The sequence below is a fragment of the uncultured Chitinophaga sp. genome, from assembly GCF_937898475.1.
GTDB lineage: Bacteria > Bacteroidota > Bacteroidia > Chitinophagales > Chitinophagaceae > Chitinophaga.
The window spans coordinates 1-26,962 of record NZ_CALEJS010000035.1; the positions used below are offsets into that span (position 1 = coordinate 1).

The 26,962-nt window shown below is 51.2% G+C and carries 19 protein-coding genes and 1 tRNA gene; 4 read left to right on the forward strand and 16 right to left on the reverse strand.

What is annotated here, in order from left to right; translation table 11 throughout:
- Window positions 1-40: 40 nt before the first annotated feature.
- The 3 genes from Q0577_RS21250 to Q0577_RS21260 all read right to left on the reverse strand — a co-directional run bounded on the left by Q0577_RS21250 (window position 41) and on the right by Q0577_RS21260 (window position 3,268).
- Window positions 41-1,102 (reverse strand): site-specific integrase, encoded by a 1,062-nt coding sequence (locus Q0577_RS21250; protein WP_298739943.1) that lies wholly within the window; start codon window positions 1,100-1,102, stop codon window positions 41-43.
- A 408-nt stretch (window positions 1,103-1,510) separates the two neighbouring features.
- Window positions 1,511-1,594 (reverse strand) — tRNA-Leu (locus tag Q0577_RS21255).
- Between the two features lie 99 nt (window positions 1,595-1,693).
- Window positions 1,694-3,268, reverse strand: coding sequence for a hypothetical protein (locus Q0577_RS21260; RefSeq protein WP_298739945.1), 1,575 nt, complete (start codon window positions 3,266-3,268; stop codon window positions 1,694-1,696).
- Between the two features lie 241 nt (window positions 3,269-3,509).
- On the opposite strand from Q0577_RS21260, the gene Q0577_RS21265 reads away from it, so the two are divergent.
- Window positions 3,510-4,073, forward strand: coding sequence for a dihydrofolate reductase family protein (locus Q0577_RS21265; RefSeq protein ID WP_298739947.1), 564 nt, complete (start codon window positions 3,510-3,512; stop codon window positions 4,071-4,073).
- On the opposite strand, the gene Q0577_RS21270 is transcribed toward Q0577_RS21265, so the two are convergent.
- From Q0577_RS21270 to Q0577_RS21315, 10 genes are all read right to left on the reverse strand, one after another.
- Window positions 4,070-5,491 (reverse strand): sulfatase-like hydrolase/transferase, encoded by a 1,422-nt coding sequence (locus tag Q0577_RS21270; RefSeq protein WP_298739948.1) that lies wholly within the window; start codon window positions 5,489-5,491, stop codon window positions 4,070-4,072. The two genes, Q0577_RS21265 and Q0577_RS21270, sit on opposite strands and share 4 nt — an antisense overlap.
- A gap of 201 nt (window positions 5,492-5,692) precedes the next feature.
- Entirely contained in the window at window positions 5,693-6,526 is an 834-nt protein-coding gene (locus Q0577_RS21275) for a sulfurtransferase (RefSeq protein WP_298739950.1), read from the reverse strand.
- Between the two features lie 16 nt (window positions 6,527-6,542).
- Window positions 6,543-7,874 (reverse strand): BamA/TamA family outer membrane protein, encoded by a 1,332-nt coding sequence (locus tag Q0577_RS21280; protein ID WP_298739952.1) that lies wholly within the window; start codon window positions 7,872-7,874, stop codon window positions 6,543-6,545.
- 47 nt (window positions 7,875-7,921) lie between these two features.
- Window positions 7,922-8,689 carry a rhomboid family intramembrane serine protease gene (locus tag Q0577_RS21285; RefSeq protein WP_298739954.1) on the reverse strand — a complete coding sequence of 256 codons (768 nt, stop codon included), beginning with the start codon at window positions 8,687-8,689 and terminating at the stop codon, window positions 7,922-7,924.
- A gap of 88 nt (window positions 8,690-8,777) precedes the next feature.
- Window positions 8,778-9,923, reverse strand: a complete 1,146-nt coding sequence (locus Q0577_RS21290; RefSeq protein WP_298739956.1) for a glycoside hydrolase family 76 protein — start codon at window positions 9,921-9,923, stop codon at window positions 8,778-8,780.
- 148 nt (window positions 9,924-10,071) lie between these two features.
- A complete protein-coding gene (locus tag Q0577_RS21295) occupies window positions 10,072-11,616 on the reverse strand; it encodes an MFS transporter (protein WP_298739958.1) in 1,545 nt (514 codons plus the stop codon).
- A 36-nt stretch (window positions 11,617-11,652) separates the two neighbouring features.
- Window positions 11,653-12,141, reverse strand: coding sequence for a hypothetical protein (locus tag Q0577_RS21300; RefSeq protein ID WP_298739961.1), 489 nt, complete (start codon window positions 12,139-12,141; stop codon window positions 11,653-11,655).
- A 78-nt stretch (window positions 12,142-12,219) separates the two neighbouring features.
- Window positions 12,220-13,749, reverse strand: a complete 1,530-nt coding sequence (locus Q0577_RS21305; protein ID WP_298739963.1) for a RagB/SusD family nutrient uptake outer membrane protein — start codon at window positions 13,747-13,749, stop codon at window positions 12,220-12,222.
- Between the two features lie 19 nt (window positions 13,750-13,768).
- On the reverse strand, window positions 13,769-16,831 hold the full coding sequence (locus Q0577_RS21310; RefSeq protein ID WP_298739964.1) for a TonB-dependent receptor: 3,063 nt from the start codon (window positions 16,829-16,831) through the stop codon (window positions 13,769-13,771).
- Window positions 16,832-16,876: 45 nt separating this feature from the next.
- Entirely contained in the window at window positions 16,877-19,696 is a 2,820-nt protein-coding gene (locus Q0577_RS21315; RefSeq protein WP_298739966.1) for a sugar-binding domain-containing protein, read from the reverse strand.
- Window positions 19,697-19,872: 176 nt separating this feature from the next.
- Between Q0577_RS21315 and Q0577_RS21320 the strand changes: the two genes are divergently transcribed.
- A complete protein-coding gene (locus tag Q0577_RS21320) occupies window positions 19,873-20,310 on the forward strand; it encodes a phosphohydrolase (RefSeq protein WP_298739968.1) in 438 nt (145 codons plus the stop codon).
- Here Q0577_RS21320 and Q0577_RS21325 read toward each other — a convergent pair.
- Entirely contained in the window at window positions 20,294-22,258 is a 1,965-nt protein-coding gene (locus Q0577_RS21325; protein ID WP_298739970.1) for a glycoside hydrolase family 97 protein, read from the reverse strand. The genes Q0577_RS21320 and Q0577_RS21325 overlap by 17 nt on opposite strands.
- Window positions 22,259-22,329: 71 nt before the next feature.
- Here Q0577_RS21325 and Q0577_RS21330 point away from each other — a divergent pair, with 71 nt between their 5' ends.
- Both Q0577_RS21330 and Q0577_RS21335 read left to right on the forward strand, forming a co-directional pair.
- Window positions 22,330-22,893, forward strand: a complete 564-nt coding sequence (locus Q0577_RS21330; RefSeq protein ID WP_298739972.1) for a Crp/Fnr family transcriptional regulator — start codon at window positions 22,330-22,332, stop codon at window positions 22,891-22,893.
- A gap of 119 nt (window positions 22,894-23,012) precedes the next feature.
- Complete coding sequence (locus Q0577_RS21335; RefSeq protein WP_298739974.1) at window positions 23,013-23,360, forward strand: nuclear transport factor 2 family protein; 348 nt, start codon at window positions 23,013-23,015, stop codon at window positions 23,358-23,360.
- Window positions 23,361-23,380: 20 nt separating this feature from the next.
- Here the strand turns inward: Q0577_RS21335 and Q0577_RS21340 are convergent, their stop codons facing one another.
- Together Q0577_RS21340 and Q0577_RS21345 are read right to left on the reverse strand one after the other, a co-directional pair.
- A complete protein-coding gene (locus Q0577_RS21340; RefSeq protein WP_298739976.1) occupies window positions 23,381-24,028 on the reverse strand; it encodes an NAD(P)-binding domain-containing protein in 648 nt (215 codons plus the stop codon).
- Between the two features lie 33 nt (window positions 24,029-24,061).
- A complete protein-coding gene (locus tag Q0577_RS21345; protein ID WP_298739978.1) occupies window positions 24,062-26,812 on the reverse strand; it encodes a substrate-binding domain-containing protein in 2,751 nt (916 codons plus the stop codon).
- Between the last annotated feature and the right edge of the window lie 150 nt (window positions 26,813-26,962).

Here is a 26,962-nt window from a genome sequence, read left to right on the forward strand (position 1 = left end):
ACTGTGTTAAAGGTCATAATTTTTTAACCTTTGACACAGTTTATTTTACAGTCTCATCTTTTGGCCTATGCCGTTTATAGTTTTTGCGCACCTGATCTGTAGTGGTGTGTCCCAAAAGGTAAGCAACGGTTGCATCATCTACAAGCGCATCCTGCAAAAGAATGGAGAAACTCAACCGTGCGCATGACCAGGTAATATGTTTAGTGATCTTCGTTTTGCCGATCCACTGTTTCAATACCTTATTGCAACCGTCCTGGGAGGGCAGCCTGAAAACAAAGCAATCTTCAGTGTTCACTCCTGCCTCCGTTATTGCCAGCTTTTTTCTATCCAGGATAGCTTTGGCGATTGGATGCAAGGTAAGCGTTACCGGCTGGCCCGTTTTCTTTTGAATGATCCTTGTAACAAGTGTATTCCCCCGAATGTCCGACCATTTTAAGTTCTTCACATCTATCCACCTTAGCCCTGTATAGCAGCTAAAGATAAAAGCCATCCTTACTTCTAAGTTCAGGCAAGGTGTTTTAAGGAGGATTAAATATTCGTCTACCTCCAGGACTTCCTTCAGTATGGTACTGGGGTTTGATTTAGAGGCTATCTGTTCCGTAGGATTGATCCTGTAGTATCCGTCTCTTGTCGCGGCATTTAACGCCCATTTAAACCTGGCATAATAGTTAGCAGGTGTTTCTCCGGTGTATTTATCTAATAAGTACTGCCGGAATCGTTTGCAGAAGTTCTCCGTTATATCGACCGGGGATATGAAATCTGAGTCCACAAAGGCTTTGAATTGGGTTAAGCTATTTTCCAAGTGGCGGTTTCCTGTACGTTTATTCAGCTTCACATACTCTTCAAAATAATCAATGAAGTTTGCTTTAATCTTATGGGCAGGGATAAATCCTGTTCCGACAGCCTGCCGCTCAATGATAAGCTGACTTTTTTTAAGCTCTATTAGCGCCAGGGCTTCCTTATTATGGTTTTTCTCAATCTGGTTTTTCGGCTTATTATAAATAAAAATGCCGGTCGAAGGTCTTTGCCCAGGGCCACGTCCAAAATCATGATAGAAAATGATCTTATCGCCTTTCTTATTAGGAACTTTCAAAAAATTCATAGCCGCACAATTTTAATGATGATAAAATAGGGATTCAATACCTGGGCCGTTTTCCAGGAAAACTGCCATTTTGTATAAGCCTGTGTGCTACTATTTTTGTCAGTAAGAAAATGCGTTAAAATGTGGATGTAACTGGTAATGTTAAATTTTTCAGCGGAACTGCCAGCATTGAAGCGATGCTGCATAGAAGTCAGTGTCAAACTGCCACGAAAATGTAATGCGGCAAAGTGGATGGAGAATACGGAAGCGGCGAAGTGGAGCCGGGGTAACTTCCGTTTAATTTGGTCTGTCATTAGGTCTGTCATTTAACTGTCAACAATGGCGGGAAAAACAGTTAAAAAGCGGTAAAAACTGACTGGCCTAAAATAAAAATAGGCTTGAAAATCAATGATTTACAAGCCTATTGTGTGCCCAGAACTGGATTCGAACCAGCACGCCCTTGCGAGCGCTGCGACCTGAACACAGTGCGTCTACCAATTTCGCCATCTGGGCATCCGTGTTAAGGGTTGCAAAGATAGTAATTGATACAGTTTTACCAAATTTTTTTTGAAAGATCCGTTAACCCGCGCCCCTCTTACCAGTTAGACGGATTCAGCGACCCCAATATTTTCCCTGCCAGGTGGGCAAAGCTTCCTCCGCTGCTTCTACGGCTTCTATCTCTTCTGTTTCTTCGCTTAGTGTGTTTTCGGCATTTTCTAATACTTCTTTTTCCTGTTGCTGTAACTTTGACTTATTCCTTTTCAGCATGCCGTCAATATCTTTTTCTACTTTCCCCACCACTTCTTTGCCTTTAGCCGGATCATCAGCATCGAGATAAATCTCTGCTTGGTTAAGCTCACCTTCCGTTTGTTCCAGCGCTGGAGAAGCGGGCCCTCTTTCCAACAAATTTTCTATTTTGCCTTCTTCCTTCTGTATTGCACCAGAAAGCTCACTTGTCATTTCACTATTGTTCAACTGGCCATATACCGATCCACTGGTACTTGCCGCATCATTGGCTGCAGTTTTTATTGCCTGCATTTCATTACCAGACATCTCTTCCTTTAAATCATTGTCAAGCGCTATCTGCTCCTTTTCCACATCCTGTTTGAACTGAGGCGAATTGCCATCTGCTTTATTTACCACATTATTTTTCTTCCACCATATTTCCCGAATCAATTGTACCGTCATGATCGCAAACATGGCTATTGATAACAGTATGCCCGTCAACTGGAAAGTGCTGTTTATAATACCTTGTGCCAGCTGAAATTTACGCATAGAGGAAGATGAACTGGAGTTGCCGTCTGGAAGATCCAGCTTTTGTTGTGTGCCGGCTACCTTAACGCCTCCTACGGTTCCCGCAAGCGCACTCCCGAGCACGAACTTCACCGGCTTACCGGACGAATCATTCCGCTGTCTGACATTCAACCAGGTAGGTGTAAGTGATACAGACAGTGTGTCGTCGCCCGGATTCGATTCCTGTATGGTGCCGTCACCCACCATTGACAATGACGTGGACAGATCTGATTGACCAGACAGTTTCAACGTCGCAGATTGCTGATCTTTGGTGGAAACGATAGACACCGTGGCTATCAGTTCAGGTTTATTGGTAGCAGTAACAGGCCCATCCACCACACTATACAGGTAATAATTACCCTGCCAGGCACTGGAAAACTGAACCTGCCAGGCAGTAACCGCTACCCAGGTGATCAGCGTGCACTTCTTAAAGCTTCCGGTACCAGCAAAAAAAGCATTTACCGCTGCTTCCTGGTTGTCGGCATCAGACAGCGCGGTGATAAAAGCCTTTGCCGTTTTTGAGTCAAGGTTTGCCGTTACGTATTTAATGAACATAAAGGACTGCTCCATCCCTTCCTGGTCATCAGTGGTAATGATAAATGTGTTATCGTCTTTCAGCATTGATACTGCCATCACTTTTACCGGGAACTGGTAGTAGTATTGCTCATTCAACGCATCAACAGTCCCGGTGCGCATCGCCTGCAGCTGGCTGGCCCGGTGAATGGTCTGTATCTGTACCAGCTGGGCATTGGCTTTCACCGTTCCCAGTTTGGTGTAGGTGTACAATCCGTTAGGATCGCCGGTACTATTATAAACATCGTAGATGTCTACATCAAATCCGAGGTTGTTGCTGATGCTGGCAATAGGGTTGTCGCTGGTGTTCAGGTTACTCATAGTTGTTAGTTTTAATGGTAATGTGAGAGAGGATAAGGCCTGTCTTAGGTATTGTTTTCTGTTGGCAGGGTCATCGTTAGCGCAAAGTAAATGCAAATAAAAGGGCCGGAACAGAGGTAAAATACTCCAAATGCCATCAGCGTGTAAATACGCTGCTTACTTCGGACTTTCCGCTGATCTATCCCCATATAAGCGAATCTTACTACTTTTACCACGCATCGCTTACCAAACATCCTGCTAAATGGCAACAGCTTCCTTTACACTCACCATCCACATGGTAGCCAGTCTTGATGGAATGATCGCTAAAAAAGACAATAGCATTACCTGGTTTGATACCGCCGATCACTACGAAAAAGGTATGAGCGCTCCGGATGCCGCGCAATTCCTTCAGTCCATAGATTGCTATGTGATGGGCGCCCGCACCTATGAACACGCGCTGGAACTTTCCAAAACCTACGGATGGCCATATGGAGATACGCCCACCATTGTTGTGAGCAGCAGGCAGCTGCCCATTGAAAGGCCTAATGTTGAACTTTATCCGGACAGCCTGCAGCAACTGATGCAGGAACGCCTGCAACCGCGTTATAATAACGTATGGCTGGTGGGTGGCGCACAGCTTGCAAAAAGCTTTATCCGCGCCGGAATGGCAGATGAAATCAGGCTGTCCGTTTTACCGGTTATCCTGGGCGACGGACTGCCCTTCTTTGAGCAGCTGGGGCAGGAATTGCCCTTGCATCTCAAAGCGGTAAACGCCTACAAAAGCGGTATGGTGGAGTTATGGTACGAAATAAAAAAACAGGCTTAATCTGCGGATGCAGGTAGCCTGGGCATAGCCGCCCACCATGCCAGCAGCTTATCTTTCAGTGTTGTTGCAATAGCAGGTTGCTGGTCTGCCACATTGGTGGTTTCGTATTGATCCTTTACGATGTTGAATAGCTGGATGTCTGTTCCATCACTGTTCATCAGCAGTTTCCATTCGCCGGAACGCAGCGCCAGGTTCGGACTTTTATCCCTTCCCCGCGGATACCTGAAAGCAATGTTATTGCGCCCGTATTCCCAGTACATATCCTGCGTGCGTGCGGCAGGTTTTCCCAGCAGCACAGCGCTCCTGTCGGCTCCATCACCCGGATAATCATCCGGCAATGTAACGCCCCCCAGCGCCGCCAGAGAGGGCAACATATCAACGCCGGTGATAAGGGAGGAGGTATCAGCGGTTCCCGCTTTAATATGTCCCGGCCAGCTGATAATGAAAGGCATACGTGTACCGCCCTCATATAAGGACAATTTTGTGCCTCTTAAGCCGGCGGCCCTGCTGCCCCTGAAGCTGGGCAAAGGCCCGTTATCGCTGGTAAAAATAACGATGGTGTTCTTTTCTATGCCCAATTGTTTCAGTCCTTCCATCAACCTGCCTATCTGTACATCATATTCCTGCAGCACCAGTTTAAAGGCCGCTTCCTCTTCAGGGTTCATCGGGAACTTACCCGTATATTCGTGCTCCACGCGGGGCACCCAGGGAGTATGCATATCATCCGGCCAGAGGTTCACGAAACACGACTGTCCTTTATGCCTGCGCAGGAAATCCAGCGTTTTATCAACAAAGTATTTAGTGCGGTCCCACCGCTTGATACTATCTTTATCAGACCAGATCCAGTTGGTAGCGGTGATCAAAGGATCAGGGTCCGGGCTTTCATAGGTACTGGCATGTTCGTCCACACCATACTGCTCAAAACCCGGTGCATCTTTCACATCCCTGCCACCGCCCAGGTGCCATTTACCGAAATGCCCCGTAGCATAGCCGGCATCCTTAAAGAACCGTGCGATGGAGGGTGCAGCCGGATCAAGGTAATCTGCCTGCTGCGCATTCCTGTTATGCTTCCTGTTATCGAGATACGTAGAGAAGTTCCACCTGGCGGGATACATACCGGTGAGCAGCCCCGCCCTCGAAGGCGAACAAATAGGCGCAGCACTGTAATACCGGGTGAATTTACGCCCCTTCTTTGCCAGGCGGTCTATATTGGGGGTGGGAACAAAACGGCCGCCAAAACAGTTAATATCACTGAAGCCCATGTCGTCTGTAAGAATGAAGATGATATTGGGACGATTATCCGGCGGAACAGGTGTTGCGGCATAAGCAGGCGGCCGCATTTTCCATAAGGTCAGCATAAGGATCGCTGCTGCCAATAATACGCCTGCCGCCCATTTTAAAGATGCTGTTTGCTTCATCTGCTACAGTTTTAGGTAGTACCTGGCCGATAAAGAGTCGTTACAGAGGCCAGGATGTTATGTAGATGTTATGTAGATGTTATGTAGATGTTACGTAGATGTTATGTAGATGTTATGTATCTATATAGGGAGATAACATCTACGTAAATGATAGCTGTATACTACGGTACTACATGACTTATACATGGTATTCACACCGGTTTAAGCCACCGGGCGTTTCGGATCAGTGATCCACTCACTCCACGAGCCGGCATACAATTTAGGGAAAGGATAGCCTGCATGCACGGCCAGCAGAATATTAAACGCCGCCGTCACACCGGAGCCGCAATAAAACACGGTATTGCCTTTCTCAAAATCCTTTGCAAAATATTCCTTCAATGCGGCGGGATCCGCTATCTCACCCTGTGGGTCGATGTTGGCATTAAAAGGCTTTGAAACAGCACCGGGAATATGCCCTGCCACCGGATCAATGGTTTCATTCTGCCCGGCGTAGCGGTCTGCTGTGCGGGAGTCTATCAGGCAGCTGCTGTTTGCGTCCAGGGCAAGCACCTCATCAGCGCTGGCCAGCAGCTCATCACGGAAGTTGGCTTTGAATGTTTTGGGGGCAGGTGTGGTGATCTCGTATGTCAGCGGGAAACCCTGCGCCTGCCAGGCGGGTTTTCCTCCCGCCAGCACGGCCACTTTATCATGCCCTGCCCATTTCAGCAGCCACCATAACCTGGCGGCCGCCATAAAGCCCGTTGTACTGTCATAGGCCACTACCTGGGTATTTTCGTCTATCCCATAGGAAGAAAACAGTTTTACCAGGTCTTCTTTTGCAGGCAGCGGATGGCGGCCGGAAGCTCCCGGTTGTACCGGCCCCGCAAGATCTTCATGCAGGTCGGCATATAAAGCCCCGGGGATGTGGCTTTTCCTGTATTCGGCAGCACCCCAGCTTTTATCTGCCAGGGCATAGCTGCAGTCAATAAAGCGGCAGGCCGGATCATTCAGCTTGTTAAAAGCCTCTCCGGCTTGTATAAAAGTAAGATAACTCATGTTTTACAGGATAGATTTAGAAAGTCTCGTTCAAATTTAAAAAGAATCCTTTAGAACCGTTTGCGCCCCAGGCGTAATCCAGGCATAAGTTAGTGCGGGTAGCTTTATTGAACAGGACGCGCAGGCCTAAACCCGCGGCTGGTTTCCATACCTCCAGCAGCTTTGTGCCTGCTTCATTGTTGGCAGATTGCATGTTCACAAAGGTAACGCCGCTGAACAGCTTGTTGCGGGTAATGGGAAAGCGGTATTCCGCTTCGGTATACAGGTACCTGGTGCCCTTGTAATAGCCGGATACATACCCGCGCCCGCTGCGGAAGCTGGGATCCCTGCCGCCGCCCGGCAGCTCAAACAGGGGTATCTCTCCCGCCAGTACGGCAGATCCCCAGGTCCAGAGCGCGATCACGTGCTCGGGGGTACGAGTGGAAAGACTGAGGTATTTGCGGAAATCGTAGGTGAACTGCAAGGCATTCCGCGAGCTGCCCAGCCAGGTTTGGTTCACGCGGAAACCTGCATCCAGGTAAATGCCCCGGTAAGCCCGGTTGGGATTATCCCGCGTATTATACTGTACATTGAAAAGGAAACCGTTTGACAGGTAATGATCATCATCAAAGCCAAAGCGGCGGTTGTATACCTGGTAAGGCGTAAGCGCAGAATCTTTCCGCACATTCGATACCTGCCTCCTGATGTCAAAACCCAGCCCCGCACCCAGGAAGAGGTTATGCCTTACTTCCCGGTATACCTTTTCAAAGAAGCGGTAAAACTGCGAATTCCATACATACGCTTTACGGTCGGTATTAGCCAGTATCTTGTCTGCTTCATCATTGCTGGAGGTATGCCGCATCCCCAGCCCGAAATCGGGCGTAACAGATCTTGCCGCAACCAGGCTGCCCTGGAAGTTCCATTTGTTGCCCGGCGTAAACACATTGTGGCTGATGTAGAAATAAATGATCTTTTTGGTGGTAATGGAAGCAGAGGTAGCTGCTACAGACATATACGTGTTGGGCTTTGATCCCAGCACCTTACCGGCCACCGCCTTAATACCCAGCTGGAAACCGATGGTAGGGTTGGCCGCTATATTGGGCACCACCGTAATGGCCGACCGCTTACGCAGGGTATCTTTTGCCCTTTTGGGATGCAGTACATCATTAAACAGGTCGCCCACGTCGTACTGGTCGTTTAAGTTTTGGGGGGCGGCCTTTTGTATGGGTTTAGCCTGGTTACCCGAAAGGGAAGTATCGCCAGGCGCATTGTCCTGGGCGTTCAGCTGGCTGCCACCGGCAAAAAGCAAAAGTGTACACAACACTTTTGGTAGTGAATAAAGCCTTTTCGTTCTTTTCTTTGCTTCCATAATTGATCCTGTCTGTCTATGATAAAACATGCGCTTTGCCGAATAGTTCAGCGATACCGGCGGGTGGCCCCTGACCGGAGGGCCAGGTATTTCCTTGCGAACCTCCTTACCAGCAGCATTCCGGACAGGAAACCGCCAATATGGGCCGCATAAGCCACTCCGCCCGCTTCCTGTCCGCCCAGCGCCCCAAAGCCGTTGATCACCTGGAATACGAACCAGAGACCCACCACCACCAGCGCCGGGACAGCAATAATAAAAAACAACATCCAGATATAGATATGTTTTCGTGGAAACAGTACAATATAGCCCCCCAGTACCGCAGAAATCGCACCAGAAGCACCCATACTCGGTATCAGGAGGTTCTGCCCCAGCAGCAGGGTGGCAAAAACATGGCTAAGCCCCGCCAGGCAGCCGCAAAGCAGGTAAAATACGAGGTAATTCCAGTGCCCCAGCGCATCTTCCAGGTTATCGCCACAAATGGCGAGGTAGAGCATATTGCCACCCAAATGCGCCCAGCCCCCATGCAGGAACATGGAAGTGATCAAAGTGAGGTATACCGGCACACCGGTAGGCTGCAGCCCCGGCATCTCAAACGTATTGCCGGTGTAGGGGTCTACCAGCACCTGGCCGGGGGTAACAATATCCTGGCCCGTTAATATTTCGCCGGGAACAGTGGCGTAGGCAAACATGGTGCGCACATCCAGCCCATAGTGTTGCCAGAAGATAAATACGAGGATATTGATCGCGATAAGGCTGTAGTTCACCAGCGGGGTACGCTTTCTGTCCCTGTTATCATCACCGATTGGAAGCAGCATTTGTTTTCTTTCTGTTATACAAATGCTGTTCCTGAAATCGGCTAAGCGTAACGGCTGTTATCGCGGGGTTCCTGAACGGGCTCTGCCATCAGAACAGCCATACGCCGTTCATCATGGCTACGCCACAGGTAGTTTCAAAACTGTTCACATAATTGTCCGGGGTTCTGTGCCACCACTGCCCCCACATCAGCCCATTGGAATTGCGGTAGGCCCATGCCTCTGCTGCATTGTAGTTCAGCCAGGAGGCATAAGTGCCCTGGTAGCCATGGTCCTTTACAAAGCGGCATGCCCAGCGCGCAAAGATGGATTTAAAGCCCTGGCAGTCTTCATTATCATATTCATCGGGCAATAACCCCTGCGCATTGCACATCACATTTTTCGTATAGTCCATCGCTTTGGCCGCCATTGCCTTGAAGTTGGCGGAGGGATAGTAATTATGCAGCATACTACAGGCGCCGATAAAAGTACCCTGTGTATAGGTACGCGCGCCTTCTGTAATAACGCCCGCCGCATTCATGGCGCCTCTTACTTCACCGGTACCCGCTACATACAGTTTGCTGACCATCCAGTCTACAATCATCTTTGCCTTATCGCGGTAGCCTGCGTCGCCGGTAGCCTGGTAGAGGTACATGGCACAGATGGCCGCCGGTGCATTTACACAGGCGTTCTTGGAGGTGTTGGCCGTGGTCCACCATAAACCGCCGCCCAGGTTGTTATCCCAGGCGCGTGCCCATACCATGTCGAAATTGTTCCTGGCCATGTCTTTCATACCGCCGTCATTGGTGATCTGGAATGCGCGGATGCACATCAGTGCCCCCCAGATCACATCGTCGTTGAAACTGTTGGCATTCCAGAGTAAACCATAGGCATCGCGCATACCATTGTAGAGGTATACCATCTTGTTGCGCAGATCCGGATCGTTGTGGATCAGCACCGCATCGATGATGGTTTCAATGGCTTCTGCCGACTTCCAGAAATCGGTTCTGCCGCTGTGGGTCACGTCTGAATAATAGTAGGCCTTGAAGGAGGGGCCATAGGTGCCATACTGGTGATAGAAGGCATTGTTATAGCACTGCATGGCCAGCAGCGCTTCTGCCTTGGTGGGCTGTACAGCCTCCACAGTTGCCTGTCTTACTGTACTGTCATTGGTAGCGGCTGTTTCGGAAACGTTCAGTTCCTTTTTTGCGCAAGCTGAAAATGCGAGCACCAGCATGAGGAGAGCCGGAATTTTCATGTTCTTTGATTTTACAGATGAGGGTTTTACGTGGAATTGGGTTTTCCTGTCCATAGAAGGACAGGCAGGTACATCAAAATTCCCTACAGGAAATGAAAAAAAACAGGAGGTTAACCGTGCTTACCGGATGTTGATATGGCGACGATCTTCAGCGAGGCTTTTTAACGGCATTGCTCCTGATAAAGATGCACGACATCAATGCGCCCGCAAAGCCCAGTATACCGGCTATGCGCATGATCCTGCTGTAGGCGGTAATAAAACTGCTGTGATACAATGCCCGGATCTGCTGCTGGTCTGCTGCAGGGATGGATGCGGGTACGGTGGCGTTCCCCAATTCGGCAGACTGCTGCATTACCTGTTGCTTGGCTTTACTGTCAACCGGTAAAGCTGCCAGGTCACGTTGCAGCGAAGCAGTAAAGAACAACACGGCCATAGCGCCGAAGATAGCGTTTGCAAACACACCGGCTATACGGGAAAGCGCATTATTGATACCGGAAGCGGTACCGGAGTAATGTTCACTGACAGCCCCCATCACGGTGGCGGTAAGCGGCGCCACGGTAAACGCCATCCCCAGGCCCAACACCATCACACCCGGCAGGAAGGTGGTATAATAATCCGCGGGCCCGCGGGTCTGGCCAACAAAGGACAAGAGCAGCAGCCCCGCTCCTGCTACCGCCGGACCCGCAATGAGTAAGGGCCTGGGACCTGTCTTATCTGCCAGGCTGCCTGCAAAACGCGCCAGCAGCACCATCAGAATCGTAAAGGGCAGAAAGGTAAGACCGGATTGCAGCTGGCTGTAACCCTGCACCTGCACCAGGTTCAGTGAGAGGAACAACATACCGGCGCCCAATCCTGCATACAAAAAGAACGTCAGCAGGTTCGCACCGCTAAAGCTGCGGTTGGCAAAAAGCTGCAGCGGCATCATCGGATGCGGGCTTCTCTTCTCTATCATCACAAAAGCGATCAGTAATAACAAACCCACGCCCAAAGCGCCATACACCTGCCAGTGATCCAAACCTTCGGCAGGCATCCGCAGAAATCCAAAGGTAAAAAGCGCCAGACCAAACATAACGGTCAGCGCACCCGGAAAGTCCAGTGCATGGTCTGCGCTGTTGTCCCTTGTTTCGCTGACCTTCTTCCAGAGTATCCAGGTAGCGATGATGCCAATGGGAATATTAATGAAGAAAATGAAACGCCAGTGCCCTGCATCCGCCAGGGCGCCGCCCAGCACGGGGCCGCCGATGGTAACTACTGTAGTAAAAGCAGACCAGGTGCCGATGGCTTTGCCCCTTTCGTTTTCATTGATGGAAGAAGAGATCAGGGCAAGACTTCCGGGGATCATCAATGCACCGCCAATGCCCTGCAGCATGCGGAAAAGGATCAGCAGCAGTACATTGGGCGCAAGTCCGCAGGCGGCTGACCCTGCAATGAATATAACGATGCCCGTAACAAAGACTTTCTTACGGCCCAGCTTATCACCCAGGGCGCCGCCTATCAGCATCAGTGAAGAAAGCATGAGCAGGTAAGCATTCAGTATCCAGAAAAGATCCGGCCCGCTGGCGCCCAGGCTTTGCTGTATGGAGGGCAATACCACATTCAGTGCGGTACTATCAATAAACGCCATGGCAGAAGCCATGATGGCAGACACCATGATCCATTTACCGGCAGCGCTTGCAAGGGGTACGGTAGGCATTTATAAAAGTTTGCTGCCTAAAGCTACGGGATTTATTTACGGCAGCTTGTAAAACTGCAGCTTTACGCGGTACACCCCATTGCTGTAGTTACGTGTATAGGTGCCGTAAACATTGGCATAAACGCCCGATCCGCCTGTAATAGGGAAGTCGTGATTGGGTGCAATGGTATCGCCGGGTGTGAGCTTAAACACACCTGTAGCCGTGATGCTGCCCTCCCGGAACTGGAAAACAGTGGTGGTAACGCAGTCATAGATACCACTGAGATGGTTGAGGTACATGCTGGAGAATACATTCTGCACACTGGTAACAGCATTGGTAACACTATCGTGACAGGTAGCCAGCGCCTGTTCCGTGATTCCTTTATACACCCCGGCAGCCGTTTGCTGGTGGTCATACAGGGTATCAAATTGTTTCTGGATATCTTCCTGGGTGTAGTTAAGGGATATAACAACGGGCGGTGTTCCCGCCTGCCTGCAGGCGGCAAAGAACAGCAGTACGCCGGCGATCATAAAGATGGTTCTCATAGCTGAATATTGCCGGCTAAAATAATACATTTCAGCAAAAAGAGGCTGTATCAAAAGTAAGATACAGCCTCCTGTTTTTTACCAGAGCGGGTTCTGTTTCATCTGGCCATTCGCATCGATCTCCTGTTGCGGAATGGGGTAATAATCATGCTTTTCAGGTACATAAAAATTCCTGCCCACCTTATCGCTGTTGGTAAGCTCCTGTTGCAGCAGTCCCCAGCGTTTCAGGTCGTAAAAGCGCAGGCCTTCGCGGCAGAATTCTATCATGCGCTGGTGGCGGATCTCCGCCATCATCTGCTCCTGCGTATAGCCGGCAGGCAGCGCGGCCAGTTGTGCGCGGTCGCGGATGCGTTTTACCGGGGCATAGGCCTCCGCAGGGCGGCCCTGCATGGTGAGCGCTTCGGCATACATCAGCAGGATGTCTGCAAAGCGTAAGGCCCGCTCGTTGATGTTGGATGAATAGTTACCGCCACCGCTGCCCCGCAGCTCATTTTCATTCTGCCAGTTCTGGTATTTTTTGAAGCGGGACGTAAAGGAATACTCCGTAGGGAAAAACCGGGAGATGGGCTGCTTATAAAAAGTGCCCTCCTGGCCCTGCCATACCAGGGTGGCGTACATACGCGGATCAAAATCGCCTGTGGTGGTCAGCTCTTTCTTAAACTCGTTGAGCACCTTATTGGTAGGATATGCCTCAAACCAGCCGGATACCAGTGAAGGGGCAAACTCCTGCGCGGTGGTAACGCCGATAGATTCCGCCGGACCGGAAGTAGCCCATGGGTTGGCGCCGCCCACATCCTGCACCTGTATCTCGAACACGGATTCTTCATTGTTTTCACGGGTAGCGGTGAAATTGTCTTCGTAACTGGCGGTAAGGTTATAAGCGTAAGGCGCGCCCATCAGCTGCTGAAAAGCTGCTGCTGCTTTTGCCCACTGTTTTTGATACAGGTAAGCCTTGCCCAGGTAGCCAAGCGCAGCGCCTTTGGTAGCGCGGCCAGTCCACTCTGCAGGCCATTTCACCGGCAGGTCTGTTACGGCGGCGCCCAGGTCTTCCTCTATCTGCTTCCACACCTCCGCTTCCGGAGATTTGGCGATGGGATATTCTTCCGTACCCGCCGGTATGGTTAAACGGATAGGCACATCCCCGAAGTTAGTGACCAGTATAAAGTAATTGAGCGCGCGCAGAAAGCGTGCTTCTGCCTTGTATTGTTTCTTGTTCTCGTCGCTGACAGCGGCAATACCATCTGTACGTTCCAGTATCTGGTTGGCCCTGAAAATAGCCTGGTAAGATCCTTCCCAGAGGCTGTTCAGCACACCGTTGTCGGGGTTATTGGTAAAAGTGGAAAGGGAGTAGAGGTCCTTTACATCATTGCGGATAAAGAAATCGTCTCCCCTGCCGTTAGACAGCTCCACACCCCGTACACCCCAGTAGCCGGTGTTTACATTACGCAGCAGGTTATAGGTAGAGCCAAGGGCTGCCAGCACATCGGCTTCTGTTTTCCAGAAATCGTCCACCGCTACCGCGTTCGGGTTCTTCTTTTCGAGGAAGTCTTTGCTGCAGGCCGTGAACAGCAGTGCCAACAGGCATGCATATATGATATATCGTTTCATAAATAGCGCTTTGCGTGTGTTAGAAATTAAGTTGTACACCAATGGTAGCCGTGCGGGTCAGCGGGTATTCTACGTGACCAAAGTCCACCCCACGGTCAAGGATAGACGAACCGCGGCCAATATCCGGGTTGTAGCCGTCGTACCCCGTAATGGTGAACAGGTTATCAAAGCTCACATAGGCGCGGAGACCATCCACCCCTACCCTGCGCAGCAATGCTCCAGGCAGTGCATACCCCAGCTGCAGGGAACGCATGCGGAGGTAGGTACCGCTTTCCAGGAAGCGGTCAGACACCCGGGTGTTATAGTTGGGATCATCGATCACCGCACGCGGAAAATCCGTGTGGCGCTCCGGTGTCCAGGCGTTCAGTGTTGCCTTGGAATAATTGAACTCCAGGTTCATACCGTCCAGGTCCATCCGCAGACCGTTGTAGATCTTGTTGCCGACAGTGCCCTGGAAGAACATATTCAGGTCAAAACCTTTCCAGCGGGCATTGAAGCCTAAGCCATAAGAAAATTTAGGGAAGGCGCTGCCACAATACTGTTTATCTTCATCAGAAATGATACCGTCTCCATTGGCGTCTACAAAACGGATATCCCCGGGCGATGCATTGGGTTGTATCAGATCGCCATCCTTATCCCGGTACGCCTCTATCTCTTCCTGCGAATTGAAGATGCCATCTGTTTTGATCAGGTAGAAAGCGCCCACCGAACCGCCTTCCCGGGTAGTGGTGGTAGATGATCCGTGATGTGTAGGCTGACCGCCATAAAGCGGCAGGCCGCCCAGCAGCTTATCCACTTTATTCCTGTCTAATGCAAAGGTGGCGTTTACCCCATAAGAAAGTTCGCCCAGGCGCCCGTTGTAGGCAGCGGCTATTTCAAGGCCCCTGTTGTAGATGGCGCCTGCATTCATTACCGGGTCTGAGGTAACGCCTACAGAGCCTGGAATGGGCAGGTTCATGAGAATGTCTGTAGTATGCTTGATGTAGTAATCTGCCGTTAAGGTAAGTTTGTTGTCAAAGAAACCTGCATCTACACCAACGTTGAAGGTAGAAGTATTTTCCCATTTGATATTGGGATCTACCAGCGCACGCTGAATAGCGCCGTACCATTTAGACTGATCCACACCGGTTACGTAGTTAAGATTGGTGGCGATGGTGGCAATGTACTGGTAGTCGGCCATTTCCTGGTTACCCAGTATACCGTAGCTGGTTCTCAGCTTCAGCTGGCTGATGGTCTTACTGAGCGGTTTAAAGAACTCCTCGTTGCCAATGTTCCAGCCCAATGCGATGGAAGGAAAGTTGCCATACCGGTGTGCCGGAGAAAAACGCGAAGAACCATCACGGCGGAAGCTGGCCGTAAGCAGGTAACGATCATCATAAGAATATACCACCCTGCCTAATATAGACAGCAGGCCGCTCTGCAGCTCGTAACCACCGCTGCTGCGTACCCCCGCGCCGGCGTCCAGTACTTTTACGCCGTCCGGCAGATCCTGCACGGAGGCAGAGTCTGTACGGAAGCGGCTTACCTGCGAAGCATAACCCGCCAACACCTGCAGCCGGTGTTTGCCGAAAGTATTGCTGTAGTTCAGGGTATTTTCTCCCATTACAAAATTGCGTTCATCGCGTCTTTCCCAGAGATCGTTGGTAGCATGTGCAAACAGCTCTCCTACTTTATAACGCTGCGCATAATCAAATGCCTGTCCGCCGGTGTAGATATACCCCAGGTTAAACTTATAGGTCAGTCCTTTGAACAATGACACCTCTGCATACGCATTGGTGATCACATTGGTATACCTGTTCCAGATGCTTTCCAGGTTAAGCTGCGCCATGGGATTTGCTACATTCACCACAGGGCCGTAAGCGCCTGCATAACCGCCCTGTGCGCCGGGATCATACACCTGGAAAACGGGGATCATCTTCACGGCAGACCCTACGGGGTTGCCGCCTTGTCCGCCCCAGCCGCCGGGCATGGTAATGGTCTTCTCCCGCGAGATGATAACGGTTTCGCCTATCTTAAAACGTCCTTTGGTGGTTTCAGATTTGATGCGCAGATTAAGGCGGTTATAACCGGTTACTTTTACAATTCCTTCCTGGTTAAAATAGCCACCGGAGATACTGTAGTTGCCATTCTCACCGCCGCCGCTTACATTGAGCTCATAGCTCTGTATGGGCGCCGTACGGTACACTTCATCCTGCCAGTCGGTACCCGCGCCCAGGGAATCAGGATTGCGGGCAATATCCAGGCGGGGCACACCGGCGGCGTCATGGGCGGCATTGCTTACCCGGGCCCACTCGCTGGCATTGAGCACATCCATTTTACGGGCCAGTTGCTGTACGCCATAATAAGCGTTAAAGCTGATCGCTGTTTTGCCTCCGGCGCCTGAGCGGGTGGTCACCAGCACCACGCCATTGGCGGCGCGGGAACCATAGATGGCTGCGGCAGAGGCGTCTTTCAGCACCTCAATGGAAGCAATGTCTGAAGGCATGAGGTTGTTGATACCGGTGACCTGCACCCCATCTACGATGTACAGGGGACTGTTGTTATTCAGGGTGCCTACCCCTCTTACCAGTACGCGGGTACCGGAGCCGGGATCGCCGCCGGCAGACTCGATCTGTACACCGGCGATCTTGCCCTGCAATGCTTTGGACACGTTATTCATACCGGCGGTCACCAGGTCGCCGGCCTTCACGGAAGCAACGGCGCCTGTAAGATCTGATTTGCGGATCGTGCCATAACCCACCACTACCAGTTCTCCCAGTTGTCTGGAGCCCTGCTGCAGCTGTACGTTAGCGGCGGCACGGCCGTTGAGGGGCACCTCCTGCGGCTGATAACCGATGAATGTGAACACTAATGTTGCATTGGGGTTGCTCACGCTTATCCTGTACCTTCCATCGGGCCCGGTAACCGTGCCCGTTGTTTTTCCTTTCTCTGTAATGCTTACGCCAGGCAATGGCGTACTGGCGGAATCTGTTACGGTGCCTGTCACCACTGATCCCGATTGTGCAGGGAGCCGGGATGTGCATAGCAGGCATAGCAACAGCATGCAGATAAGGTTGCATGACCTGTTCATTCTTCGTTGCATAGAAGTGGGTTTAATAGTGAAGAAATCTAAAGCGGGCGAAAACGTCTATTCATACAAAGCCTGTATGGCCTTTATATCCAGTGCTACATCCGGTGTAAAATCCTTTCCCTCCATGTAGGATAGCAGGCTGCTGTACAGCTGCCGTGCAGCAAGGCGATGCTCCAGGTCATGCGTAAGATCCATGGAGCTGACCATGATCTTTCCTTTACCTACCCGTGCTTCAAACAGCAGGGCCAGTTTCCTGGCGTCGAACCAGGTGTCTATCAGCTGCACGGCCGGTGTAAGTGATGCCGGAAATCCGTGCAGGTCCATCGCCTGCGCCGTATGCAGCAGGTCCCACCATTGCCAGTTGCTGTGATACTCCGTAGGGAAGGTTTTGAACAAAGGGTTAGCAGGTTTGCAAAGGATGCCTAAAGTATGCGGCCCCTGGCCGCTGGTCCATTCGGTGTTCCAGAATACGGCAGACATGCCGGTCTTCACTTCCCTGCCCTTACCCGATCTTATCTTTCCATTGAGCAGCAGCAGTACGGAGGCGCCGTGCTGCAGCTGATCCTGTACTTGCGGTGTAAGCGTTTCCGTTATTATCACCTGCGCAGGGGCGGTGTTCACTTTGTCGGGATACACCCAAAAGTCCCAGTCGTTCACGCCCAGGCTGCCGGCGCTTATTTCCAGGTGCAGTTTTTCCGGGGCCTTTACCCGGGAAAGATTGAAAGCAATATCACCGGCGGGGTTATCGGTACGAAAGTCGAGATCAGCATGCAGGGTACCGGTGGCCAGTACGCGTTTATCCTTTCCGGTTATACGCCAGCGCAGGGGTGTATGCTGCCGGCGTTCTTTCCCGAAATGCGACACCTGTACTTTTGCGGTGAACGTTTCGCTGTTCTTCCAGGTAAATTTCGGTATCAGCGCCAGCGGCACCGTGGCGGAAGCAAAGCGGTGAAATGCCGCCGGTGTAAAGTAAGGTTTGCTGTTCCAGAAAGGATCCAGGATGCCCACCAGCGCGGTGCCCTGCCCGGGAAAATCGTGCAGGTCCAGCAGCTGGTAACCTGCATAATTGCTGCGCATACCTGCTTCAATGTCTGCTTTATAGCACAGCGCCTGCAGCTTGCCGGAGGCCATGAAAAAGTCATGCGCCTGTGGCAGCAGCTGTTCTTTTTTCATGAAGTCGCGGAAGATCTCAAAGTTGCGGGCCTGCAGTAAACCGGTGTATTTTTTTATCTCTGTAAAATCGGGATATACGCACCACTGCCCTATTTCATGCGCCACTATGGGTTTACCGGCTGCGGGCAGCTGCTTCATCTTCTCTTTAAAATCAAACAGGGTGTTAGGCGGTTGTGCATTGATCACGCTTTTCAGCTCTTCGCCCCAGCCCTGTATACGCGGATCAGGTGTGATGTGGTAATCGTTCTGTGCGATGAGCGGCCAACCCGAACCTGCGCTGTACAGGCGGCGATTGTCCTGCTGTTGCCAGTATTGCACAAAGGCGCCGAGATAAGGATCGCGCTTTTTATCACCATGGGGTTCGTTGGAAGGCACCAGCATGCAGAAAGAAGGATGGTTGCCATAAGCCGCTACGATGCGCCTGCTTTCATCATACAGGAAACGGTCTACCGGTTTACCATCTCCTACCCGGGCCCAGGCGTCTACTTCTACGGACAAATAGATCCCCGCATGATCCGCAGCGGTAAAAGCAGCTTCGGGCGGACACCAGGAATGGAAGCGCATATGGTTGAGGCCATGCGCCTGCAGAATGCGGAAGATGCGGCCCCAGGAAGCCGTGTCTGCAGGAGGATAGCCCGTAAGCGGGAAGATGGCGCATTCCAGTGTACCGCGTAAAAAGACGGGACGATCATTCACAAAGATCTTATCGCCCCTGGCGCTGATGCTACGCATACCGAAACGGATGGTACGTTCATCCTTGTACTGGCTGCCGTCTGTCTGCAGCTGAACAGCCAGCTGGTACAGCTGCCGGTGAAACTCATCCCACTGCTGCGGATCATCGCCCATGGAATACTGTACTATCACAAGGCTGTCTGCTGCAGTAAAGCGTTGCGTGAGCGGCGGCAGTGCGGCTTTACCTGGCAATTGCGCACGCAGGGTCAGCTTTCCTGCGGGCGCCTGTGAAGTAATATGCCCCAGCCGGATTTTCACGGTAGCTGTCTTGGCTTTTACATCGGGGAACACCTGCACCTGTTTGATGAATACCGGGCTGCCTGCTTCAAGGGAGATATCGCCGGCAATACCATTCCAGGTGCCCTGGGTATGATCGCTGATGCTGTGTGCATTCACGCCTACATCCACCAGATAGCGGTTGTCTACCCGGATAGTGAGCATATGTTTACCCGGCGTGAGCAGGGCGCTGAGGTCGTATACATGCGGGGTGGCCAGGCTGCTGTCTGCCCCCGCCGCCTGATCGTCTACAAACACCGTAGTGCTCCAGTGACAACGCTCCAGCGTTAAGGTGATATGCCGATCTTTCCAGCTGGCAGGAATGTTGACTTCCCGCTGATACCAGGCGGGACCGGTGTAATATTTAACCGGTGTAAGCCAGAAGGGAAATTTATAATTGTCATCACTGCGGTAAGGCGCGTATTTTTCCTGTTGCAGGAACAGCTCGCTCTTATCACCGATCCAGGGTGTGCGGACAGATGGATCATTTCCATAGCCCTGTGCCTGCATACTGCCGGGCAGTTTTACCGGGTCTTTCAAAGTTTGCCGGTACCATTGTTCCTCCAGGCCTGTATCTGTACTATCAATCTTAAAATGCCATGCTCCCGCCAGGGGAAGCTTTTGCTGCGCATGCGAAGAAAAAATACCGGCGCATAAGATGCCTGTAAGGGCTATCAGTAACTTGGTTTTTTTCATAATGTGGAATCTCTGTGGTTGATCAACTATGTGCTAAGATGGAAAAGGATATGCGTATACAAATTTATCAACAGTGTGCCGCGTACGCAATGGAAAATATAACTGGATGATGGACTATTTTATTGTCAATCTGACATAATATCAATAAAAATAGCGTTTTGGGGTATATTTACGATATGACACTCCAAAAAGCCATTGAAATAGCCTTTGCGGCGCATAAAGACCAGACTGATAAGTATGGTGCGCCTTACCTGGGTCATGTGACCCGCGTAATGAACATGGGAAAAACGGAAGAGGAAAAGATCTGCGGTGTACTGCATGATGTGGTGGAAGATACGGACTGGACATTTGAGCAGCTGGCGGCGGAAGGGTTTAGCGACAGGATACTGGAAGCCTTGCGCTGTGTTACAAAATTATCTCCCGACGAAGATTATGATCATTTCACCGCACGCATACTGCCCAACCCCTTAGCCTGCCAGGTAAAGCTGAATGATCTTACCGATAATATGGACCTGCGGCGCATGCCGGAGGTCACAGCAGCAGATGTGCCACGCCTGAATAAATACCTGAAGGCTTACCGGCAGGTCACTGCTGCCATTAATGCCGCTTCCTGAACCGCGCCATATAACCGCCACCCGGGGCCAGGTGAATACGCAGCGAATCTTTGTTCACCAGCTGCAAGGTATCCATTCGGTAATCTGAGGGATAGCGGTCTGCATTGATACCGTCTTCACAGATCGTTGCTTCATAAGCGCCCTCGTCCAGGAAAGACAGGGGAATAGTAAGATCTCTCGGGGTCCAGTCTGTCATGGCTCCGACAAACCATTCATCCTGCTTTTTACGGGCGGTAACAATATAGTCTCCCAATGCGGCCGTGATCACCAGCGTAGTGTCCCACACAGTAGGTATACTACCCAGCAGCTCCATGAAAGCGGGCGCTGTAAGGGCCTGCGAGGGGTTACCTGAAAAAATCTGCATGGGACTGTCATACACGATGAACATAGCGCCCTGGTGGCAACGGGTGCCTTGCGACATTACCTTATCGCCAATGGGGCGAAAGGTTTTTTCGGTGGCATTATCCAGGATGCCCGGCTCGTAATCCATTGGTCCGGCTACCATGCGGATGAAGGGCAGCAGCACATCATGCTCCGGTGTGGCTTTGTTGCTCCAGATATTGTACTCTGAACCCAGTACGCCTTCCCGCGTTACGGCATGGGGCCAGGTGCGGTTAAAGCCAGCGGGCTTAGGTGCGCCATGGAACATGATCATGATACGGTGCTTCGCACAGGCGGCTGCAATACGATGAGTAAAGTTCACCATGCGCTGATCATCGCGATCTATAAAATCCGTCATGATAAAATCAGCCCCCCATTTATTGAACTGCTGCAGGGCAGGCTCCAGCTGTTGGTCCAGCGTCATGGCAAGCGTCCACATACTGAGTCTGATATTGCGCGCTTTTGCATAGGCGGCAATCTCTTCCATATCTAAAGCGGGATTGATCTTAAAAAGATCTTTGTAATCACTCCAGCCTGCATCCATCATAATGCGGTTGAAGCCAAAGCGCTTTGCAAAGTCGACATAGTATTTGTAGGTGGCGGTATTGATCCCTGATCTGAAAGGAACATTGAAAAGATTGATGCCGATGATCCATTCATCCGTGCCTTTACCGGGCCCGATCCAGGACACATCCTGCAGCCGGGAAGGGGAAGCCAGGCGGTATACCAGGTCGTTAACGGGCAGCTCACTATCCTGTGCTGCTATCAGCAATACCCGCCACGGAAAGGTGCGGCTGCCGGCAGTACGGGCCAGGAAGTCTGCCCGTTTGGTAACTACCAGCTGGGGAAACTCACCGCCTGTTACTTCTTCTTCCAGCGGATAGGGCGCAAATTTACCCTGCAGGGCGTGCTGACCACCCGTAAGGAACATACCGGGATAATCTTCCAGGTCAGATTCTGTAACAGCAACACGCGGGCCGTTGGGAACAGCTACCAGTACCGGTGTAAAACAAAGGGTGTTCGTCGTAAGGCTGTCCAGTGTTTTATGCTGATACGGTTCTTCAAAACTGGTATGAAAGCTGTCTGCATTTTCCCGCTTCACCACCTCAGGATAATATACAGGATAAGCATCGGTAAAATTGAATTGCGCGGTTTCATCGCGGATAGTGAGGGAATCTTTTGCATGTGTGCTGAAGCGCCAGGCTACCCCATCGTTATACACACGAAAGGTAATGCTGAAGGGACGGCGAAAACGGATGGTGACTTCATTATACACATCAGGGATCCGCTTTCTTTTTTCGGGCACGGGGGAAGTGATCACTTCATTCACTGCCCGGCTGGTGACCTGCTTAACCGCAAGGTCAGCGGGCATGCCGGCTATCTGCAGGGCTACCTGTGAAGGGCGCAGCAGGTTTTGCCCCCTGAAGGCTACGGAATAGAAAATGCCTTTGCCGATGTCAATATGTACTTTGATCCTTTTATCAGGAGAGTGGATATCTTTCACCACTGCTCCGCCTGAAAAGCTGCTCAGCAGCAGGAAGGCTGAAACCAGGCAATGCGTCTTCATATCGTGGATTTTATTTATTCAGAAAGCATACTGTAAATTAGCTGTTTTAAGCCGATTCCCCGATTAAAAGCATGCACGCACTATCTACATTTATTGATGGCCTTAGCGGCCTTTCTGCCAGAGGCTGGGAACTGTTGCAGCCGGCGCTCAGCGAGCTGGCATACAAAAAGAATGATTACCTGCTGAAAACCGGCCAGGTATGCGATGCATTGTTCTTTATCAGCCGGGGTTACTGCCGTGCATTTTATGATAAAGACGGGCAGGAAATCAATACTGATTTCTTTTTCGAGAACGAGATCGCTACCAGCATTAACAGCTTTGGCCAGGGCGTACCTTCCGTATTTTCTATTCAGGCCTGTGAAAACCTCAGCGTAGTAAGATTTGATAAGCGCCGCTTATTCGAAGCCGCCGCACAAAGTACGGAGATTGAAACGCTGGGCAGGAAATGCCTGCAGCGTATTGCCGCCAAACAGGAAAAGCATGCGGCCATGTTTAAAATAATGAATGCAACAGAACGGTATGCTTATATGACGGCCCACTTCCCGGAAATACTGCAAAGGGTCTCACTCACACAGCTCTCCTCCTACCTGGGCCTTGCCAGGGAAACGCTGAGCCGCATACGGGCCAAACGCTGAATCATTGTACCCTGCCTTGTTATTTTGTGACATTCGTCACAGCCGGATCTGAAGGTATAGAATGATCTTTGCGGTCAATAAACAAACCTTTATTCACCGACAATTAAAAACAAAGCACAATGGCACAGCAGACCGCAAAAGAAACCGTATTGGCATTTATCAAAGCACTGAATGAAGAAGCGTTTGACACTGCAAGAACATATGCGAATGATGATCTTGCTTTCATTGGTGTGATGGGCACACGCGAAGGCGCAAAAGCTTATTTTGACGATATGGAGCGGATGAAGATAAAGTATACCATCAGGGAGGCGATTGGTGAAAGCGACCAGGCGTGCCTGTTATACGAGATTGTGCTGGACGGGCAAAAGCTATTGGGAACAGGCTGGTACCAGCTGGTGAACGGAAAGATCAGCACGATCAGGGCGATATTTGACCCGCGGCCTTTACTGGAAAAAGCAGGGAAGTAATGGAGCAGAACAGCCGGTGGTCACGGCTTCAGCAGCTTGAATGCATGTGACCACTGGTTATGCAGAAAGCCGGGTATACACCACAGCATGCACAGCGGCTCTATGGCCCTGGCTGCCACTGCGAGGCCCATATCAGCTGTTTCCCAGCCAAAATCGGCCAGCAGCAGGCTGACGGTAGCCTTGGCAGCTTCATCATCACCGCAGATGAACATGGTAGGCGGGCCGCCCGGCAGATCGGGCTTATACATCTGGGAATTACCAACGGTATTGAATGCTTTTACCATCCGGGCCTGGGGAATGAGGCGGCGGGTCTTTTCCATCAGCGACTCATTCAGGTCTGTAAAGAATTTCAGCACACCGTGTTCGGGGGATACTCCTGCTATGGGGTTGGTGGTATCGATCACAATCTTATTGTCAAAATGGGAAGCGCCTGCCTGCTGAATAGCGGATGCTGCCGCACTGCCGGCTACCGCCAGTACCAGTATCTCACCAAATTGTGCAGCCGCTTCAAAGCTGCCTGCCTGTCCGCGGGCGTTTTCCTGCTTCCACTTTCTCACTTCTTTCTTGTCTGTATCGCGGGTGCCCATCAGTACTTCATGCCCTTCTGCCAGGAATGCAGCGCCCAGGGTCTGGCCTACCGCGCCTGAACCTATAATACCTATTTTCATAGCGGGGAGTGTTTAAACGAATATAACGAAAAATTACCGTTTACCCTTGAACGTTGTGGGCGAAATACCCAGCTTACTTTTAAATACGGTGGAGAAATATGCGGGCGATGAAAAGCCTGTTTTATAAGCCACTTCCGCAACTGACAGATCCTCATGCTGCAGGTAATACCTGGCTTTGCGGATACGGGTATCGAGGATGTATTCATTGATATTGACCCCCATCAGCGCTTTTACCTTACGATATAACTGCACCTTGGAGATGTTCATCTGCTTATAAATATCCTCGATAGAAAAGTCCTCATTACCAATGTTATTTTCAACAATGGCGGTGAACGTGGATACAAAATGCAGATCGTTCCTGCGGGATACCGTGGTGCGTAATGCCGGCGGCATGGCTGCCGTGAAGTGTTCCTTCAAATGACTCCGGTTGGCCAGCAGGCTGGTTAAAGTATGCAGCAGCACCTGGAAATCAAAAGGTTTGGTGAGGTAGGCGTCTGCTTTATTCTGCCAGCCTTCTACCTGCTGCTCAGGGGCCGACTTTGCCGTGAGCAGGATTACGGGAATATGCGCCGTACGCACATCTGCCTTGATCTCTTTCAATAGTGCGTTACCATCTTTTACAGGCATCATCACATCGCAGATAATAGCGTCCGGCAGGTATTCAAAAGCCAGCTGCAGGCCTTTTTGTCCGTTGTCTGCTTCCAGTATCTCGTAGGCATCAGATAAACGGAGCTTTAAAAAGCTGCGCAGTTCGGGATTATCTTCTACCAGCAGCAATACGCCCTTTTCCTGCTGCGGACCAGCGCAGGTGGTTTCTTCCCCCGCAAGGGGAAGCAGATCGGCGGTGTAGCGTTGTTCTGTTTCCGGCAGCTCAGGGGTACCGGTTGGCAGGCAGAGTTCTTCGGGTGCAAAGTGCTGTTTGCCCAGGGGGATGGATACGGTAAAGACAGCGCCTTTGTGCGGCTCACTGGCAGCGGTGATAGTGCCATGATGCAGGTTGACCAGCTCTTTACAGAGCGCCAGGCCAAGTCCGGAGCCTTTATGGCTGTCATAACCGCCCTGGTAGAAAATATCAAAAGCATGTTCCAGCACTTCACGCGTCATACCGATACCCGTATCTTCCACGCTGATAACCGCGCACTGCTCCTTCTTTTCCAGCCGCACCAGTATCGTACCGTTATCCGGTGTAAATTTGAAAGCGTTAGACAGGAGGTTAAACAGCACTTTATCCATCATACCGGCGTCTATCCACACCGGCAGGCTTCTTTCCGTGGTGATCATGCGGCAGTCTATACTGCGCTGCCGTGCCGTGGGTTGAAAAGATTCGATGATATCGCCCGTAAAAAGCACCAGGTCATGCGCTGCCGCCTTCACCTGCATTTTATTGAACTCCAGTTTGCGGAAGTCTATCAGCTGGTTCACCAGCTGCAGCAGGCGGATGGCATTGCGGCGGATGATAGACAGCTGCTGGCGTTCGGCCCCCTGCAGGCGGGAGCGGTGCAGCAGCTCTTCCAGCGGTGTGATGATCAGCGTTAATGGTGTGCGGAACTCGTGGGAGATATTGGTGAAGAAATTGATACGGGCTTCATTGGCCTTTGCGGTGGCGGCGCTCATCTCTATCAGCTGAAGGCTCTGGCGGCTGATCTCTTCATTCTGCAAAGCCAGCTGCCGGTTAATCCGCCGGTTAAGATGGCGGGAGTATAAAAGGAGTCCGGCAAAAACAATGGCAGCACACAGCGTGATACCCAGTATATAGAGCATGGTACGCTGGCTGTTATACACCCTGATCTGTTCCGCCAGCATCTGTTGCTGCCGCTCTATATCCTGCTGCTGCGCCATGATCTTGTTGGTTTGCAGCTGCATCATGCGCACGTTGGTGCTGTCCACCACCAGTGTTTGCAGGAAGGTTTCCTTTGGCAGCGCCTTATGCTGCAGGATGCTGATGGCATTGCGGATGGCTTCCGTACCGCCGGTGGGGTACAGCATGGAAGCGGTTAAGGTGCGCGTGGCCACCATTTCCAGTCCGGCGCCCTTACCCGGCAGCGCATCCACCCCGATCACCTTAATATGCGCTGCACCGGCGCGCTGACTGGCCTCACGGGTGCCGCGGGCCATTACATCATTATGGGCAAAAACAAGATCGGCCCGGGTCAGTGTTGCGGCAATATGATCCAGGGCCTCCTCTGCTTTGTGCTGCACCCAGTTGCCACGCACGGTGCTGAGAATGCGGATACCGGGATGCCGGGCAATCGCTTCCTTAAAGCCCTGTGTTCTTTCAATAGCAGGGGATGATGCCGGCAACCCGGTTACTTCTATCACGTTTCCGTGGCCTTTTAAAAGACCTGCCACATATTCTCCGGCCATCTGTCCCAGCTGGTGATTATCCGCCCCTATATAGTTGGTGTATTTAGCAGAAGCGATCTTACGGTCTACCACGATAACGGGTATACCGCTGTTATAGGCCTCCTCTACCACGGGGGTAAGCGGACGCGCCTCATTGGGGGAAATGATCAGCAGGTCAATATCCTGCGCCAGCAGCTCTTTTACCTGGCGTACCTGCACATTGCTGTTATCATCTGCCTGTTTGTAGATCAGTTCAATACCGGGGTAGAAAGACAGCTCCCGCCGCATTTCCGCCAGCATGGATTTACGCCAGTGGTCAGCATCGCCGCACTGCGAAAAACCGATCCGGTAATGTTTAACGGGAGGAGAAGGACGGCAGCCGGCCCCAAAGGCCAGCAGGATCCATAAAATAACTGGCAGCTGTATACAATAACGTGGCATAGTAATGATACTAAACTGGAAAACCCTGGTACAAATTTGAAAGGCGCTTTTAAAATTACAAAATAAACCGATGCTTTTTATACTGACTATTAACGTATAGTGTTTTATTACCAGATGATACAATTTTGAAAGTGATTGAAACGGAGGCAT

Coding starts and splice junctions, on each gene's coding strand:
- Q0577_RS21335 (WP_298739974.1), top strand. CDS start 23,013: ATGGCACAGCAGACCGCAAAAGAAACCGTATTGGCATTTATCAAAGCA.
- Q0577_RS21305 (WP_298739963.1), bottom strand. CDS start 13,749: ATGAAACGATATATCATATATGCATGCCTGTTGGCACTGCTGTTCACG.
- Q0577_RS21315 (WP_298739966.1), bottom strand. CDS start 19,696: ATGAAAAAAACCAAGTTACTGATAGCCCTTACAGGCATCTTATGCGCC.
- Q0577_RS21260 (WP_298739945.1), bottom strand. CDS start 3,268: ATGAGTAACCTGAACACCAGCGACAACCCTATTGCCAGCATCAGCAAC.
- Q0577_RS21250 (WP_298739943.1), bottom strand. CDS start 1,102: ATGAATTTTTTGAAAGTTCCTAATAAGAAAGGCGATAAGATCATTTTC.
- Q0577_RS21275 (WP_298739950.1), bottom strand. CDS start 6,526: ATGAGTTATCTTACTTTTATACAAGCCGGAGAGGCTTTTAACAAGCTG.
- Q0577_RS21295 (WP_298739958.1), bottom strand. CDS start 11,616: ATGCCTACCGTACCCCTTGCAAGCGCTGCCGGTAAATGGATCATGGTG.
- Q0577_RS21345 (WP_298739978.1), bottom strand. CDS start 26,812: ATGCCACGTTATTGTATACAGCTGCCAGTTATTTTATGGATCCTGCTG.
- Q0577_RS21290 (WP_298739956.1), bottom strand. CDS start 9,923: ATGAAAATTCCGGCTCTCCTCATGCTGGTGCTCGCATTTTCAGCTTGC.
- Q0577_RS21285 (WP_298739954.1), bottom strand. CDS start 8,689: ATGCTGCTTCCAATCGGTGATGATAACAGGGACAGAAAGCGTACCCCG.
- Q0577_RS21310 (WP_298739964.1), bottom strand. CDS start 16,831: ATGCAACGAAGAATGAACAGGTCATGCAACCTTATCTGCATGCTGTTG.
- Q0577_RS21330 (WP_298739972.1), top strand. CDS start 22,330: ATGCACGCACTATCTACATTTATTGATGGCCTTAGCGGCCTTTCTGCC.
- Q0577_RS21280 (WP_298739952.1), bottom strand. CDS start 7,874: ATGGAAGCAAAGAAAAGAACGAAAAGGCTTTATTCACTACCAAAAGTG.
- Q0577_RS21325 (WP_298739970.1), bottom strand. CDS start 22,258: ATGAAGACGCATTGCCTGGTTTCAGCCTTCCTGCTGCTGAGCAGCTTT.
- Q0577_RS21340 (WP_298739976.1), bottom strand. CDS start 24,028: ATGAAAATAGGTATTATAGGTTCAGGCGCGGTAGGCCAGACCCTGGGC.
- Q0577_RS21320 (WP_298739968.1), top strand. CDS start 19,873: ATGACACTCCAAAAAGCCATTGAAATAGCCTTTGCGGCGCATAAAGAC.
- Q0577_RS21300 (WP_298739961.1), bottom strand. CDS start 12,141: ATGAGAACCATCTTTATGATCGCCGGCGTACTGCTGTTCTTTGCCGCC.
- Q0577_RS21270 (WP_298739948.1), bottom strand. CDS start 5,491: ATGAAGCAAACAGCATCTTTAAAATGGGCGGCAGGCGTATTATTGGCA.
- Q0577_RS21265 (WP_298739947.1), top strand. CDS start 3,510: ATGGCAACAGCTTCCTTTACACTCACCATCCACATGGTAGCCAGTCTT.